We start from the raw sequence: 14,661 nt of genomic DNA, 5'->3' as shown, positions 1-14,661 counted from the left end.
AGGTGGAAGGTCCAGGTGGCCAGGGCGCGTCCGTGGTGCCACCAGCGGCCGTGGGGGGTGACGGCGAGCCAGGGGTCGGGCAGCAGCGTGGCGGGGTCCTCAGCGGGCACGAGTTCCAGGTCGATGTCGGGTCCGGCGGCAAGGGCCTTCTCCAGCAGGGGGACGGCGCGGTCGAGGTCCGCCGGCGGTATCGCCACCACGGCCTGGCGGGCGGCGCCGGCGGCCAGCAGTTCACGGAAGGCCTGCACCGTGGCATCGACCTCGGCCGGGTCGAGGGCGGGGGCGGCGAGGGCGACCGGGTACTGACGGGTCCAGACGTCCAGTTCTTGGGCGAACCGGTCGCGAACGACGGAGCTGTGGGCCCGCTCGGGCAGGCCGGTGGTCCGGGTGATCGAGGTGGGTCCGGTGAGCTCGACGAGGGCGGCGGTGGACAGGTAGGCGGCTTCCAGCGCGGCGCCGTGGTCAGGGGTGTCGATGAGCTGGTGCAGCCGGGCGGCGGCCTCGAGCAGGGCCCGGGCCTGGGCTCGTCGTTCCTGTCCCTCGCCGGCGAGGAACCCGTGGCGGGCGCCCCAGTCGACCAGCCGGGACCAGTCACGCTCCCCGCGACCGACGTAGCGGGGGTTGTGGGAGTTCTGCCCGCCGTGGAAGCGGAACCGGCTGAGGGTGCGGGGGGTGTAGAAGGCCGGGCCCTCGGCGAGCAGCCGGAGCCACAGCTGGACGTCGTTGAGCACGTCGACGGTGCGGCCGTCGACGGTCCAGAGGTCGTCGGGGGAGACGTCGGCGCGGCGGAACAGCACGGTGGTGGGCTCGCCGATCACGTTGGTGCAGTTGAGCAGCACGTGATCGCCCAGCTGCCGGCCGTCGAGCAGCCCCGGCCGGCCGGCCAGTTTGGGGAACTCGTGGTCGGGCACCGGCTTGCCCTGCTCGTCGATCAGTACCCGGTGGGAGAAGGCCATCGTCGCCTCGGGGTGCTGCTGCATGCCGCGCACCAGGTCCCGCACGCAGTCGGTGCCCAGCACGTCGTCGTGCATGAGGAACTTGACGTACTCCCCGCGGGCCTCGGCCAGCAGCCGGCGTGGATTTTCCAGCGGCCCGATGTTGGGGTCGAAGCGCAGCACCCGGACCCGGTCGTCGGCGGCGGCGACCGCGGCGAGGACCTCAGGAGTCCGGTCGGTGGACCCGTCGTCACCGACGAGCACCTCGACGTTGCGGTGGCTCTGCTCCAGCGCGGACCTCAGCGCCGCCTTCAGGAACCGCTCACCGTTGTAGGTCGGCACCAGGATGCTGACGAGGGGCTCGGTCACGGGCGTGGCTCCCGGTTCATCGCGGCCGGTGGGACCGGACCTGGGGTGGTTCTCGAGCGCATGGCGAGGCGGCGCCCCCGAGGCGTGGGTCCCGGGAACGCGGGGCAGGATCGGCCGCGAGGTGCCCGGACCCGCGCGAGGGACGGGCGACGTTCGACGACCGTGGGGTGGCAGTGCAACGGCTGGTCGTGATGGGTGCTGGCGGTCACGCGCGTGAGGTGCTCGACGTCCTGGAGTCCCTCGCCGACGGTTCGCCGCGAGCGCGGACGACCGTCTTCGCCGAGCCAGGTTCGACCACCGCGGCGGCGACGGCCCTGGTGCGGGAACGGGGCTACCAGGTGGCCGACGCCCTCCCGGAGGACGCCACGCACTACCTGCCGGCCGTCGGTGACCCGGCGCTGCGACGGCGGTTCGTCACCCTGGCCGAGGGCCGGGGCCTGCGGCCGGTGCAGGCGGTGAGCCCGCTGAGCACCGTCCCGGACGCCCTCCGGGACGTCCCGGGCCTGGTGGTCTTCCCTCGCGCCCACCTGAGCACCAACGTGGCGCTCGGTCACCACTGCCACCTGAACACGGGCTGCCAGGTGAGCCACGACGGGGAGCTCGGTGCCCGGGTCACGTTGAGCCCGGGGGTCCTGCTGGCGGGCGGGGTGGTGGTCGAGGACGACGCCTCCCTGGGAGTCGGCGCCGTCGTCCTGCCCGGGCGGCGGATCGGTCGCGGTGCCGTGGTGGGCGGAGGTGCGGTGGTCGTGCACGACGTCGCCCCGGGGACGACGGTCGCCGGGAACCCCGCCCGCCTGCTGGGCCCTGCCTGAGCACCTCCCCGCAGCGCGCGAGTGCGCGACCAGCGGCGCTCGGCTCACTGCGCCGGACGGGGGGTGACTGCTGGAGCGGCTCCGGGACGGTCCGGGTCGCCCTCGGTGAGAGCAGCCCCTCGGGGCTGGGGGATGCCGGGCACGGAACCGGGGGCGCCGGCCGCAGCGGCCGGTTCCCGTGGGGGCCGGCGGCCGGTGCCCCGCGGCGCCGTCGTCCCGGCGCTGAGCACGAGATCCCTGATCCGCTCCAGGGACGTGGCGCTGATGTCGTTGGCCATCGGCAGGCCGATGATCCGCTCGGCCAGCGACCCGGTGACCGCCAGGTCACCGACCTGGCGGCAGGTCGTGAGCGCCGGGAGCCGGTGCATCGGCGGGTCGAAGTAGGCACGCACCTCGATGCGTGCGTCCTGCGCCTTCTGCAGCAGCAGGCCGCGTGCCGCGGGCGTGGGCAGGGCGATCGGGACGAACTGGAAGGTCGAGCCGGTGGAGCCTGCCTGGAACGCGATGCCGGCGGGCTCCAGCTCATCCCGCAGCCAGGCGGCCGCGGTCCGGCGGCGGGTGAGCACCTCGTCGAAGCGGTCCAGCACGGTCAGGCCCACGGCCGCCGTGAGCTCGGGCATCTTGCCGTTGATGCCCAGGTGCCCGGTGACCGAGCGGGTGTGGTCGAAGCCGAAGTTGACCAGCTCGGACACCGTGTCGAGCACGCCGTCCGAGCGTGAGGTCACGAGCCCGCCCTCACCGATGGCGAACGGCTTGGTCGCGTGGAAGCTGAACACCTCCACGTCACCCTGGTCGCCGAGCGGGCGGCCGTCCTCGTCCACCGCACCGAACCCGGCGGCGGAGTCGACCACCACCGGTACGCCCAGGGCGCATGTCGCGGCGGCCAGTGACGCGCGGCGGGCCGCGCTGGGCGCCGTCCCGAACGTCGAGCACAGGAGGATGCCGGCCAGCGATCCACGCAGGTCGTGCAGCCGGGCGAGCGACGACTCGGAGATGTGCCAGTCGTCCGGGTCGATGTCGACGAACACCGGCTCGAAGCCGGCCCACACCACCGCGTTGACGCTGGCGATGAACGTGAACGAGGGCACGGCGACCAAGCGGCGCTCGCCGTCCGGGGTGCCGAGGCAGGCGCGCAGCGCCACCATCAGCCCGGACGTCGCGTTGTTGACCGCCACGCCGGGGTGCAGCAGACCCAGGGCGTTCGCGCACTCCCGCTCCAGGCGGGTGACGCACGGGCCGCCGTTGGAGAACCAGCGCACCCGCTCGGCCTCGGCGAAGTACGGCTCGATGTCACGGAGCGAGGGCAGGGCGGGAGCCTGGAAGCGGATCAGCTCGTGCGCGACCATGCGGCGGCGTTCCTCCCGGGGGACGAGACCGACGGCGCACGTCGTCGCCGCCGCGTGGCCGGGCGGGACCGTGTCGGTCGGTGTCGCCGGGCCGGGTCGCGCCGGTCGCCGTGTGGCGTCCCGGACGTCGTGCGCCCTCGGCCCGGCATCGGACTGACCGCAGCATCGCCGAGGCCGGGGAGCGCGGACCACCGACGCGCCGTCCCGGTCAGTGGCTGCGCGGCGCGTTCCCGTCACCAGCCCCACGGGCACCGTGGGCCCCAGTCCTCGACCGGGGCCCACGGTGGTCGCTCACGGGTGGGTCATCGAGAGGACGTCGAGGGCCTCGTCGAGCTGCTGCTCGGTGAGCTTGCCCTGCTCGACGTAGCCCCGCTCCACCACCACCTGGCGGATCGTCTTCTGCTCGGCCAGCGACTGCTTGGCGACCTTCGCCGCCTCCTCGTAGCCGATGTACTTGTTCAGCGGCGTCACGATCGACGGCGAGGACTCGGCGTACTCCCGGCACCGGTCGACGTTGGCGACGATCCCGTCGACGCAGCGGTCGGCCAGGATCCGGCTGGCGTTGGCCAGCAGCCGGATGGACTCGAGCACGTTGCGGGCCATCAGCGGCAGCGTGACGTTCAGCTCGAAGACGCCGGTGGTGCCGGCGAAGGTCACCGCGGCGTCGTTCCCGATCACCTGCGCGCTCACCTGGATGACCGCCTCCGGGATGACCGGGTTCACCTTGCCCGGCATGATCGAGCTGCCGGGCTGCAGGTCGGGCAGCTGGATCTCGCCCAGGCCGGTGCGCGGGCCCGAACCCATCCAGCGCAGGTCGTTGGCGATCTTCACCAGTCCGACGGCGATCGTCTTCAGCTGGCCGGAACCCTCCACCAGGGCGTCGCGCGAGCTCTGCGCCTCGAAGTGGTCGCGCGCCTCGGAGAGCGGCAGGTCCAGCTCGGCGGCCAGCCGCTCGATGATCGCGGCGGCGAACCCGGGCGGGGTGTTGATGCCCGTGCCGACCGCGGTGCCGCCCAGCGGCAGCTCGCCGATCCGCGGCAGCGACGCCTGCAGCCGCTCGACGCCATAGCGCACCGCCGCGGCGTACCCGCCGAACTCCTGGCCGAGGGTGACCGGGGTGGCGTCCATCAGGTGGGTGCGGCCGCTCTTCACGACCTCGGCGAACTCCTCGGCCTTGCGGGAGAGCGAGGCCTCGAGGTGCTGCAGCGCCGGGATCAGGTCACGGACGATCGCCCGCGTCGCGGCCACGTGGATGGCCGACGGGAAGACGTCGTTGGACGACTGCGAGGCGTTGACGTGGTCGTTGGGGTGCACCGGCGAGCCGAGCGCCTCGGTGGCGAGGGAGGCGAGCACCTCGTTGGTGTTCATGTTGCTCGACGTCCCCGACCCGGTCTGGAAGACGTCGATGGGGAAGTGCTCGTCCCACTCGCCGCGGGCCACGGACGCGGCCGCCGTGCCGATCGCGTCGGCGGTCTCCTGCGGCAGGACACCCAGGGAGGCGTTCACCGCGGCGGCGGCGCCCTTGATCGCGGCCAGCGCGCCGATCAGCTCCCGCTCGATCGGCGTGCCGGAGATCGGGAAGTTCTCGACGGCGCGCTGGGTCTGCGCCCGCCACTTCGCCCACGCGGGGACCCGGACCTCGCCCATGGAGTCGTGCTCGATGCGGTAGTCGGTGCCGTCCTGCTGTGCGGCATGGGTCTCAGCGGGCATTGCTGCAGCTCCCGGTGTGGTGGTGGGTGACAGGGCTCCGACAGCGACCCTAGATGCCCGCGGGGTCACGGTCCGGACCGCTCCGGCGTGGGAGCGGCCCGGGCGGGCGAGCTGGACCCAGCAGGGGACGTCCGCCCTGGTCAGCGGAGAGCCCGTGCACTCCGCAGGGCCGGGACGGGGCCTGGGTGCGACGGCTCCACTACGGTCGGCTCCGTGGACCCCCACGCCGCCCCCGACCGGCCACCGGCCGTGCGCGCATCGGACGCCGACCGCGAGGCCACCGTGACCCGCCTGCAGCGAGCCGTCGCCGAGGGACGGATCGACCTGTCGGAGTTCGGCGAGCGGGTCGAGGCCGCCTACGCCGCCGGGACGCTCGACGACCTCGGCGCGCTCGTCGCCGACCTGCCCCCGGACGCCCCGCCACCGGTCGAGATCGTCGGCACGCGCGTCCCCGAGGAGCTCAGCAACGTGTTCGGCGACGTGAAGCTCGCCGGCCCGAACGCGCCGCAGCGGGTGAGCACCGTCTTCGGCGACGTCCGGCTGGACCTGCGCGGACTGCGGACCGACGCCGACCGGATCGAGATCACCCTGGGCACGGTGTTCGGCGACGTCGACGTGGTCGTCGCCGAGGGGGTGGACGCCGAGCTGCACGGCCGGACGTTCTTCGGCGACCGGAAGACCCAGCTCGCCCCGGTGCCCCGGCTTGCGGGGACCCCGCGGATCGTCGTCCACGCGCGCAGCGTGTTCGGCGACCTGCGGCTGCGCAGCCTGGCGCCGGGGGAGTCGGCGAGCCGGTGGCGGGCGATGGTCGACCGTCTCGCCGCCCGGCACCTGCCGCCGCCGGTCCCGCCGCCGCTGCCGCCCATGCCGCCGCTGCCGCCGATCCCCCCGCGTCCGCCCGTGTGAGGAGCCCGTCGGTCGTGAGGGGTGGGGAGCCGCAGGGTCCCCCGCGATCGAGCGACGCAGCGGCTCCGCTCGGCGGGGCCTCCCGGCCGCGGTGCGGTCCGGCGGACCGCCGGACCTCAGCCCTCGGGCCGGTCGAGCGGCACGGCGGAGTAGGCGCGCAGCTTCTCCAGCGAGTGCAGGCTGTCGATCAGCCGGATCGTGCCCGACTTCGAGCGCATCACCAGCGACTGGGTGGTGCACCCACCCGACCGGTACTGCACGCCGCGCAGCAGCTCGCCGTCGGTGATGCCGGTGGCCACGAAGAAGACGTCGCCGCGCACGAGGTCGTCGATCTGCAGCACCCGGTCGAGGTCGTGGCCGGCGTCCAGGGCCTTCTGCCGCTCCTCGTCGTCCTTGGGCCACAACTTGCCCTGCAGCGCACCGCCCATGCACTTGAGCGCACAGGCGGCGATGATGCCCTCCGGCGTGCCGCCGATGCCCATGAGCAGGTCGACGCCGGTGCCCTCCCGGGCAGCGGCGATCGCGCCGGCCACGTCGCCGTCGGTGATGAACTTGATCCGCGCGCCGGCCTCCCGCACCTCGTGGACCAGCTGGTCGTGACGCGGGCGGTCGAGGATGCACACGGTGACGTCGCCGACGGAGGCGTGCTTGGCCTTGGCGACCCGGCGGATGTTCTCGGCGACGGGCGCGGTGATGTCGACGACGTCGGCCGCGGCCGGCCCGACCGCGATCTTCTCCATGTAGAAGACCGCCGACGGGTCGTACATGGCGCCACGGTCGGCGACGGCCATGACGGCGACGGCGTTGGGCATGCCCTTGGCCATGAGCGTGGTGCCGTCGACGGGGTCGACCGCGACGTCGCACTCCGGACCGTTGCCGTCACCGACCTGCTCGCCGTTGAACAGCATCGGGGCCTGGTCCTTCTCGCCCTCGCCGATGACGACGACGCCCTTCATGCGCACCGTGCCGATCAGCGAGCGCATCGCGTCGACGGCGGCACCGTCGCCGCTGTTCTTGTCGCCGCGGCCCACCCAGCGGCCGGCGGCCATGGCACCGGCCTCGGTGACCCGCACCAGCTCGAGGGCGAGGTTGCGGTCGGGAGCCGGGCGGTCGACGCGGAAGCCGGCCCCGCCGTGGGTCGGGGGGCCGTCGGGCAGGGGCAGGGACACGCGGACCTCCTCGTTCCGCCGCACGGACGTCGGGCAGCGGGGTGGGGCGATGAGTCCTGTCATCCTAGGGGGGTGACCTCCGCCGGCCCGACCAGTCAGCCTCCCGCGCAGGCGCCCTCGCCGGCGATCGAGCGGGCCAACCGGATGAGCGCGGGCAACATGCTGCGGTCGCTGGCCCCGCTGGTGCTGATCTGCCTGGCGCTGGTGGGCTGGATGGCCGTCAAGCAGTCCGCCGTCGACACCGTCCGCGAGGTCGACCCCACCAGCACCGTGCAGCTGGCCGCCGCCCGCGCCGGGTACCCGGTGGTCGCCCCCACGGGCCTGCCCGAGGGCTACCGCCCGACCAGCGCCCGCACCGACGCCGGCACGGCGGAGGCCGGCGACCCGGTCACCCTGGAGGTCGGCTACCTCACGCCGTCGTCGGAGTACGCCGGCTTCGTGGTCAGCGACGACGCCCGCACCGAGGCCGTGACCGGCGTCCTCGGCGGCGCGCAGGAGCAGGGCACCGTCGACCTCGGCGGCCAGGCCTGGACCCGGGGGACGACGGAGCGCGGGGAGACCGTGCTCTCCCGCGCGGCCGACGGCGTCACCGTGCTGGTCACCGGCTCGGCGACCGACGAGGAGCTGGAGACCGTCGCCGCAGCGGTGCGCCCCTACTCGGGCTGATCACCGGGGGTCGCGGCGGCGAGGCGCTCGCGGGCCCGGTCCAGCCAGTGCCGGCACAGCTCGGCCAGCTGCTCCCCGCGCTCCCACAGGCCGAGGGACTCCTCGAGGGTCAGCCCGCCGGCCTCCAGCCGCCGGACGACGTCGGCGAGCTCCTCGCGGGCCTGCTCGTAGGTGGTCGTCGGCTGCTCGGCCGGCTCGTCGCTCACGGCGTCCTCGGTCCGTTCCCGCGGAACGCTCTGCTCCTCGCTCGTCCCTCGCTGCTGGGCTCCCGTTCCTGTCCGCTCACGGTGTCCTCGGTTCGCTCCCGCGGAACGCTCCGCTCCTCGCTCGTCCCTCACTGCGATGCTCACGTTCCTGTCCGCTCACGGCTGCCCATCATCCCTGGCGACGCGCACCGGCAGCCGGCCACCCGCCACCCGCACCGACAGCCGTTCGTCGTCGGCCACCTCGCCCGGCTCGCGGACCAGCGAGCCGTCGGCCCGCTGCACGACGGCGTAGCCGCGCTCCAGCGTCGCGGCGGGGGAGAGCGCGGCGACCCGGGCACGGGCGTGCTCCAGGTCGCGCTCGGCTCCCTCCAGCCGGTGGGTCAGGCTCCGCCGGGCGCGGGTGCGCAGCTGCTCGACGTCGTCGGCCCGGCCGTGCAGCAGCCGCTGCGGATCGGCCAGCACCGGCCGGCTGCGGATGCTCTCCAGCCACCGCTCCTGCTGCTCCAGCCGGGCGCCAAGCAGGTGACGGGCCCGGGCGCGCAGCCCGTCGACCAGCCGGCGCTGTTCGCCGATCTCGGGCACCACGCGGTGCGCGGCGTCGGTGGGGGTGGCGGCCCGGACGTCGGCGGCGTGGTCGACCAGCGTGGTGTCGGTCTCGTGGCCGACGGCGGTCACCACCGGCGTGCGGCACGCGGCGATCGCGCGGACCAGACCCTCGTCGGAGAAGGGCAGCAGGTCCTCGACCGAGCCGCCGCCGCGGGCGACGACGATGACCTCGACCTCCGGGTCCCGGTCCAGCCGCTGCAGGCCCTCGATGACCGACGCCGCCGCCGAGGGCCCCTGCACGAGGCTGTGGTGGACGGCGAACCGGACGGCGGGCCAGCGGCGGCGGGCGGTGACCAGGACGTCGCGCTCGGCGGCGCTGTCGCGGCCGGTGACCACCCCGACGACGGCGGGGGCGAACGGCAGCGGGCGCTTGCGGGCGGCGTCGAAGAGCCCCTCGGCGGCCAGCAGCCGGCGGATCCGCTCGATGCGGGCCAGCAGCTCACCGAGGCCGACGGCGCGGATCTCGGTGGCGCGCAGCGAGAAGGACCCGCGGGCGATGTAGTAGTCCGGCCGTGCCCGCACGATGACGCGGGCGCCCTCGGCGAGCTCCAGGCCCGGCCGGCCGGCGACGTCACGGCTGCAGGTCACCGGCACCGACAGGTCGGCGGCCGGGTCGCGCAGGGTGAGGAACACCGTCGCCCCGCCGCGCCGGGACAACTGGGCCACCTGCCCCTCGACCCAGACCTCACCCAGCCGGCCGATCCACTCGGCGACCTTGCGGGCCACCGTGCGGACCGGCCAGGGGGCTTCCGGTGTCGAGGGGGAGGTCATCCCCCGAGCGTGCCAAACGGTGCCGACGCCCCGTCGAGCTGCCCGGGGCGGCTCCACCGGCCTCCCTGCAGGGACCCGCCGCGCGCTGGCGAGCGGCGGGGGCGGAGGTCGTCCCTCAGGCGCCGCGCGGGGCCAGCGGGCTGTCCTCGACCGCCTGGCGCTCCAGCTTCTCCAGCCGGTTGCGCAGCATCCGCAGGTACGGGTCGCGGGCCCGGGTGGCCTCCTCGTAGGCGACCAGGTCCGCCACGGTGGCGAGCTGGTAGCCGCGCAGCCGGCCGCGCAGCTGGGCGACGGTGAAACCGTCGTAGCCCGCGACCGGCGCGGAGCCGGCCGCCGCGGCGCCGGTGGTGTCCGCGGCGTCCTCGGCGGTGCCGGACTCGTCGACGTCGGTGCGGACGCCGGTCGCCGCGGCCACGTCTGTGCCGCCCTCGTCGGTGGCGACCACGTCGGTGCTGCCCTCGTCGGCGGTACCCGCGTCATCGGTCGCGGCCGGTGCGGACGTGTCCTCGCCGGCACCGATCGCGTCGTCCACCTGCGCGCCCGCGGCGGTGACGACCTCGTCCCCGCTGCCGGTGGCGTCCCGGTCGTCCCCGGCGGGCGTGCCCTCGGTGGCGGGGCGGGTGTCGGCGTCGCTGGCCTCGCTGCCGAGCGCCTCGTCCACGCCGGTGCCCTGCTCGTCGGCCTGGGCCGGGGCGCCGGGGGTCTCGTCGGTGGACGCCCCGGGTGCGCCGGCCCCCTCGTCGGTCGTCGCCTGGGGCGCGGCGGCCTCCTCGTCGGTCGGCGCCTCGGGTGCGGCGACGCCCTCGTCGGTCACGGTGCCCTCGACGGTCGCGACACCGCCGTCCGGGGTGAGGACGTCGACCTCGGTGGCCACGTCGGGGGCGCCGGACACCTCACCGACCGGGGAGCCGCCCGGGTCGCTGGGCGCCGGTGCGTCGGTCACCGCGGACCCGTGCACGTCGAACTCGGTTGCATCGGCGTCCAGCAGGGACGCCGGCGGGGTGGTCGGGCTCTCGGCGATCTCGTCGGTGTCGACGGTGCCGGTGTCCCCCGTGCCGCCGTCGACCAGCGCGCTGTCGGGGGCGCCGTCGGCCTCGAGCAGCGCGGTCTCCAGCGCGTCCTCCGTGGAGAGACCGGGCTCGGCGCGGTCGAGGCCCGCGGCGGCCACCTCGTCGCTGATGTCGGCGAGGGCCTCGACGACCTCCTCGGGCGCCGGCTCGGCGGGCAGGCCGGAGACCTCGTCGTCGATCAGCGCGGCGACCTCCTCGGCGAGTTCCTCGTCGTCGGCGACCGGCGCGGAGGCGCGGTCGAAGGAGGTGGGCTGGTCGAACCCGGGGGCGCGGTCGAACGCGGAGGTGCGGCCGGCGGCCGGCTCGGGCATGTCCTCGTCGAACGTCGCCAGCCCCGGCTCGGACTCGCCGCGCAGGCCGGTGAAGACCTCGTCGCCGCGGGCGACCAGCCCGGAGTAGTGCTGCTGCAGCTTCATCGTGGCCTGCATGGCCAGCCCGAGGACCCGCACGGGCAGGCCCGGCAGCGTCCGGGGGAGCTGGAGGGTGTCGTCGATGACGGTGGCGGCCAGGCCGACCACCGCACGGACGACCTGTGGGATCTCACGCGACATGGCCCCACCCTGCCCCGAAACGCCGCGCGCGACACCCCCGCGCCGGCGGCGACCACACGGATGGTGGTACTCGTCTCATCCCCCCGGACCGGCCGCTCCGCGGGGCCCGGTGTGAGTCTGATGACACTGCAGGGCGGCCTCCCTGCAGGGACCCGCTGCGAGCTTGCGAGTGGCGGGGGGCAGGGAGGTCCTTCTCCTACCATGGAGCCATGGCTGATCAGCGCGGACGTGTCCTGCTGGCCGATCCCCGGGGCTACTGCGCCGGCGTGGACCGGGCGGTGGTCGCCGTCGAGCGCGCCCTGGAGATCCACGGCGCCCCGGTCTACGTCCGCAAGCAGATCGTCCACAACAAGCACGTGGTGGCCACGCTGGAGCGGCGTGGGGCGGTGTTCGTCGACGAGACCGACGAGGTGCCCGAGGGCTCGGTCGTCGTCTTCAGCGCCCACGGTGTCTCGCCGGCGGTGCACGCCGAGGCCGCGGCCCGGCAGCTGAGGACCATCGACGCGACCTGCCCGCTGGTGACCAAGGTGCACCAGGAGGCCAAGCGGTTCGCCCGCGACGACTACGACATCCTGCTGATCGGCCACCGCGGCCACGAGGAGGTCGAGGGCACGTCCGGCGAGGCGCCCGAGCACATCCAGCTCGTCGACGGTGCCGAGGACGTGGCCGGCGTCCAGGTCCGTGACCCGGAGAAGGTCGTCTGGCTGTCCCAGACCACGCTGTCGGTCGACGAGACCCTGGCGACGGTCGACCAGTTGAAGACGCGCTTCCCCGGCCTGCAGTCCCCGCCCAGCGACGACATCTGCTACGCCACGCAGAACCGGCAGCAGGCCGTCAAGCAGATGGCCGCCGAGTGCGACCTGGTCATCGTGGTCGGCTCGACCAACTCGTCGAACTCCGTCCGGCTGGTCGAGGTGGCGCTCGAGGCCGGCGCCCGCGCCTCCCACCTGGTCGACTTCGCCTCCGAGATCGACCCCGCCTGGCTCGAGGGCGTCGGCACCGTCGGCGTCACCAGTGGCGCGTCGGTGCCCGAGGTGCTGGTGGGCGAGGTGCTCGACTGGCTGGCCGAGCGCGGCTACCCCGACGTGGAGACGGTCAAGGCCGCCGAGGAGCGGCTGGTGTTCGCGCTGCCGCACGAGCTGCGCCCGCGCCGCACCGAGCGCTCCGCCGCCGACCCGGCCTGAGCGAGGACCCGGCCTGGGTCCCCGCAGGCCCGGGGCGCCCTGGAGGCGTCGCCCACGAACGACGACGGCCCCCTCCCGGACTCGGGAGGGGGCCGTTCCACGGGGTCGTTCAGCGGCGGGCGGCCCACCGGATGAGCGCGACGACCGCGGCGGCGGCGGTCGCGACCGCCATCGCCGGGAAGCCGCGGACCAGCAGGGTGGCCACCGACGCGAGGTTCAGCGTGGCCGACGGGGCCAGCGCGGTGTTCAGCACGGCCACGGCCACGTAGACCAGCGGCGGGGCGACCACGGTGGTGAGCACATCGCGGCGGCGGACCACCAGGGTGGCCACGACGCCGGCCGCGGTCAGGGCCCCGAGCGTGACCAGGCCCAGACCGGTGCCGATCCAGGACTCCAGGGCCGCAGCGGCCAGGGTGACCAGGAAGACGGCGAGGACGGCGAACGCGCCGCGCACCCGGCCTCCGCTCTGCGGCGCCTGCGCCGTCGCCCCGCGACCGCTCGGACGGCGGCTCGCGGGCCGCGGCTCGGGGGAGCGGGCACCGCGGCGAGGGTCGTCGACGTCGACGTGGGTCAGGTCGCGTGGCCGGTCCTCGCGGCTCCTCGGCCGCTCGGCATCGCGGGGCGCCGGACGGCTGCGCTCGGCGTCCCGGGGTGCGGGACGCGCGCTGCGGGCGGCGGACGGGCGGGGCGGCGGCGGAGCGGGACGGTCGTCGCGACGGCGTCCGGTGCGCGCGACGTCCTCGGGGAACGGCGGCCGGGCGGTCGACCGCATGCCTGGCGGCGGCGGCGGGACCGGCGGGCGGCCGATGCGCGAGACGTAGTCCGCCCCCTCGGGGCGGGCGGCGACGCGCCGGTCGGCACGCCTCCCGGACTCGCGCCAGGTGTCGGCAGTGCTCACCGAGGCCATGGCGGACCTCCCGTCCCCTCGTGGCGGACCTCCTCACGGGGGGTCCCTGTCACGGGCAACGGTAACGACGGCCAGGGCGGTCGCTCCGGAGGACGGCACCGGTGCGCGCTGTGCACAAGTGCCAAAACCGCAGGCCGGGATGCACATCCGGTGAGGACCGCGGGGTCGGTGTGACGCAACGGTGCGGACGTGACGAGCGTGGCACCCGGGTCGCGCCCCCGGGGTCAGCCGGTCGTGCCGTCGCGCTCCGCCGCCGGTGAGCCGTCGTCGCGCGCGGCCGGGCCGGTGCGGCGGGGCAGGTCCCCGGGCAGCGGGAGCTCGGCCGGCCGCAGGGTGCGCACCGTGGCCTCCACCGGCGGCGGCGTGGGCACCGGGGACTCCGCGACGCCCAGGTCGTCGAAGCGGCGGGCGGCGACCAGCACCGAGCTCTCGTAGGAGCCGACGGTCTCGTTGTAGCGGGTCAGGGTCGAGGACAGCGCCGAGCCCAGGCGGCTGAGGTGACCGGAGAGGGTGGACAGCCGGGCGTGCAGCCGGCGGCCGACCTCGAGCACCTGGTCGGCGTCGCGGGCCAGCCGCTCCTGCCGCCACGAGTAGGCGACGGTGCGGAGCAGCGCGAGCAGCGTGCTGGGGGTGGCCAGCACGACGTCGCGGGAGAAGCCGTACTCGAGCAGCCCGGGCTCGGCCTCCAGCGCGGTGGTGAGGAACCCGTCGGAGGGCACGAAGAGCACCGTGAACGGCGCCGCCGGCCGGAACGCCGTGGGGTAGCGGCGGGCGGCGAGGGCGTCGACGTGGGCGCGCAGCTGGCGGGCGTGCGCGACGATCCGCTCGGCGCGCACCGCGACGTCCTCGGCCTGCACCGCCTCGATGTAGCCGGTGAACGGCACCTTGGCGTCGACCACCACCTGGCGGCCGTCGGAGAGGGTGACCACCAGGTCGGGGCGCACGCCGGCGCCGGCGTCGTTGGTGGCGGAGGGCTGCTCGACGAAGTCGCAGTGCTCGAGCAGCCCGGCCACCTCGACCACCCGGCGCAGCTGCACCTCGCCCCACCTGCCGCGCACGTGCGGGGTGCGCAGCGCGGTGACCAGCGCGGCGGTCTCCTGGCGCAGCATCGCCGACGTCTGCCCCACGGTGCCCATCTGCTCGCGGAGCTCGCCGTGCGCGGTCGCCCGGTCCCGCTCGATGCCGGCCAGCAGGCGGTGCAGGTGGTCGAGCGACTCGTGCACCGGCTCCAGACCGTCGTCGGCCGGCCGGTTCCGGGCGACCAGCGCCACGACGCCCAGGGTGACCGCGGTGGCCAGCAGTGCGCCGACGAGCAGACCGGTGAGCAGCGAGGCGACGTCCACGACCGGGGAGCCTGCCGGACCGGTCCGACAGTTCCCAGGAGACACACGGCGCCCGGTGAGGTGCTGGGACGGCCGCCGTCCAGGGGCCCGCGCCGAGCCCGGTGAGCTGC

The 14,661-nt window shown here is 75.2% G+C and carries 13 protein-coding genes; 4 read left to right on the top strand and 9 right to left on the bottom strand.

Annotated features, from left to right (window positions below; all coding sequences use genetic code 11):
- Nucleotides 1–1,304: glycosyltransferase family 2 protein (locus BMW27_RS21810; RefSeq protein ID WP_139206962.1), on the bottom strand; the 1,304-nt coding region annotated here is incomplete at its 3' end.
- A gap of 167 nt (nucleotides 1,305–1,471) precedes the next feature.
- Between BMW27_RS21810 and BMW27_RS21805 the strand changes: the two genes are divergently transcribed.
- On the top strand, nucleotides 1,472–2,116 hold the full coding sequence (locus BMW27_RS21805; RefSeq protein WP_139206961.1) for a PglD-related sugar-binding protein: 645 nt from the start codon (nucleotides 1,472–1,474) through the stop codon (nucleotides 2,114–2,116).
- A gap of 44 nt (nucleotides 2,117–2,160) precedes the next feature.
- Here BMW27_RS21805 and BMW27_RS21800 read toward each other — a convergent pair whose 3' ends face one another.
- Together BMW27_RS21800 and BMW27_RS21795 are read right to left on the bottom strand one after the other, a co-directional pair.
- Nucleotides 2,161–3,462: a DegT/DnrJ/EryC1/StrS family aminotransferase gene (locus BMW27_RS21800; RefSeq protein WP_091448368.1), complete on the bottom strand. Its 1,302-nt coding sequence runs from the start codon at nucleotides 3,460–3,462 to the stop codon at nucleotides 2,161–2,163.
- Between the two features lie 291 nt (nucleotides 3,463–3,753).
- On the bottom strand, nucleotides 3,754–5,172 hold the full coding sequence (locus tag BMW27_RS21795; RefSeq protein ID WP_091448366.1) for a class II fumarate hydratase: 1,419 nt from the start codon (nucleotides 5,170–5,172) through the stop codon (nucleotides 3,754–3,756).
- Between the two features lie 213 nt (nucleotides 5,173–5,385).
- On the opposite strand from BMW27_RS21795, the gene BMW27_RS21790 reads away from it, so the two are divergent.
- Nucleotides 5,386–6,078 carry a DUF1707 SHOCT-like domain-containing protein gene (locus tag BMW27_RS21790; protein ID WP_091448364.1) on the top strand — a complete coding sequence of 231 codons (693 nt, stop codon included), beginning with the start codon at nucleotides 5,386–5,388 and terminating at the stop codon, nucleotides 6,076–6,078.
- Nucleotides 6,079–6,194: 116 nt separating this feature from the next.
- Here the strand turns inward: BMW27_RS21790 and glpX are convergent, their stop codons facing one another.
- Nucleotides 6,195–7,247, bottom strand: a complete 1,053-nt coding sequence (glpX, locus tag BMW27_RS21785; RefSeq protein WP_217638238.1) for a class II fructose-bisphosphatase — start codon at nucleotides 7,245–7,247, stop codon at nucleotides 6,195–6,197.
- A gap of 72 nt (nucleotides 7,248–7,319) precedes the next feature.
- Between glpX and BMW27_RS21780 the strand changes: the two genes are divergently transcribed.
- Nucleotides 7,320–7,913: a DUF4245 domain-containing protein gene (locus BMW27_RS21780; RefSeq protein ID WP_091448362.1), complete on the top strand. Its 594-nt coding sequence runs from the start codon at nucleotides 7,320–7,322 to the stop codon at nucleotides 7,911–7,913.
- On the opposite strand, the gene BMW27_RS21775 is transcribed toward BMW27_RS21780, so the two are convergent.
- From BMW27_RS21775 to BMW27_RS21765, 3 genes are all read right to left on the bottom strand, one after another.
- The gene (locus BMW27_RS21775) at nucleotides 7,901–8,119 is read right to left on the bottom strand and encodes an exodeoxyribonuclease VII small subunit (RefSeq protein WP_091448359.1); all 219 of its coding nucleotides are present in this window, start codon (nucleotides 8,117–8,119) and stop codon (nucleotides 7,901–7,903) included. The two genes, BMW27_RS21780 and BMW27_RS21775, sit on opposite strands and share 13 nt — an antisense overlap.
- 156 nt (nucleotides 8,120–8,275) lie before the next feature.
- Nucleotides 8,276–9,496 (bottom strand): exodeoxyribonuclease VII large subunit, encoded by a 1,221-nt coding sequence (gene xseA, locus BMW27_RS21770; protein WP_091448358.1) that lies wholly within the window; start codon nucleotides 9,494–9,496, stop codon nucleotides 8,276–8,278.
- Between the two features lie 115 nt (nucleotides 9,497–9,611).
- The gene (locus BMW27_RS21765) at nucleotides 9,612–11,117 is read right to left on the bottom strand and encodes a hypothetical protein (RefSeq protein WP_139206960.1); all 1,506 of its coding nucleotides are present in this window, start codon (nucleotides 11,115–11,117) and stop codon (nucleotides 9,612–9,614) included.
- A 209-nt stretch (nucleotides 11,118–11,326) separates the two neighbouring features.
- Between BMW27_RS21765 and BMW27_RS21760 the strand changes: the two genes are divergently transcribed.
- The gene (locus BMW27_RS21760; protein WP_091448354.1) at nucleotides 11,327–12,301 is read left to right on the top strand and encodes a 4-hydroxy-3-methylbut-2-enyl diphosphate reductase; all 975 of its coding nucleotides are present in this window, start codon (nucleotides 11,327–11,329) and stop codon (nucleotides 12,299–12,301) included.
- 109 nt (nucleotides 12,302–12,410) lie between these two features.
- Here BMW27_RS21760 and BMW27_RS21755 read toward each other — a convergent pair whose 3' ends face one another.
- Both BMW27_RS21755 and BMW27_RS21750 read right to left on the bottom strand, forming a co-directional pair.
- A complete protein-coding gene (locus tag BMW27_RS21755; protein WP_139206959.1) occupies nucleotides 12,411–13,199 on the bottom strand; it encodes a DUF6542 domain-containing protein in 789 nt (262 codons plus the stop codon).
- 233 nt (nucleotides 13,200–13,432) lie between these two features.
- Nucleotides 13,433–14,551 (bottom strand): DNA recombination protein RmuC, encoded by a 1,119-nt coding sequence (locus BMW27_RS21750; RefSeq protein WP_091448350.1) that lies wholly within the window; start codon nucleotides 14,549–14,551, stop codon nucleotides 13,433–13,435.
- Nucleotides 14,552–14,661 lie beyond the last annotated feature (110 nt).

Origin of the sequence: Geodermatophilus poikilotrophus (assembly GCF_900111455.1) — a bacterium.
GTDB lineage: Bacteria > Actinomycetota > Actinomycetes > Mycobacteriales > Geodermatophilaceae > Geodermatophilus > Geodermatophilus poikilotrophus.
This window is presented reverse-complemented; position numbering and strand designations above follow the sequence as displayed.

What these genes read in the sequence shown, in the direction of transcription:
- BMW27_RS21800 (WP_091448368.1), bottom strand. Translation starts at nt 3,462, where the DNA reads ATGGTCGCGCACGAGCTGATCCGCTTCCAGGCTCCCGCCCTGCCCTCG.
- BMW27_RS21795 (WP_091448366.1), bottom strand. Translation starts at nt 5,172, where the DNA reads ATGCCCGCTGAGACCCATGCCGCACAGCAGGACGGCACCGACTACCGC.
- xseA (WP_091448358.1), bottom strand. Translation starts at nt 9,496, where the DNA reads ATGACCTCCCCCTCGACACCGGAAGCCCCCTGGCCGGTCCGCACGGTG.
- BMW27_RS21765 (WP_139206960.1), bottom strand. Translation starts at nt 11,117, where the DNA reads ATGTCGCGTGAGATCCCACAGGTCGTCCGTGCGGTGGTCGGCCTGGCC.
- BMW27_RS21760 (WP_091448354.1), top strand. Translation starts at nt 11,327, where the DNA reads ATGGCTGATCAGCGCGGACGTGTCCTGCTGGCCGATCCCCGGGGCTAC.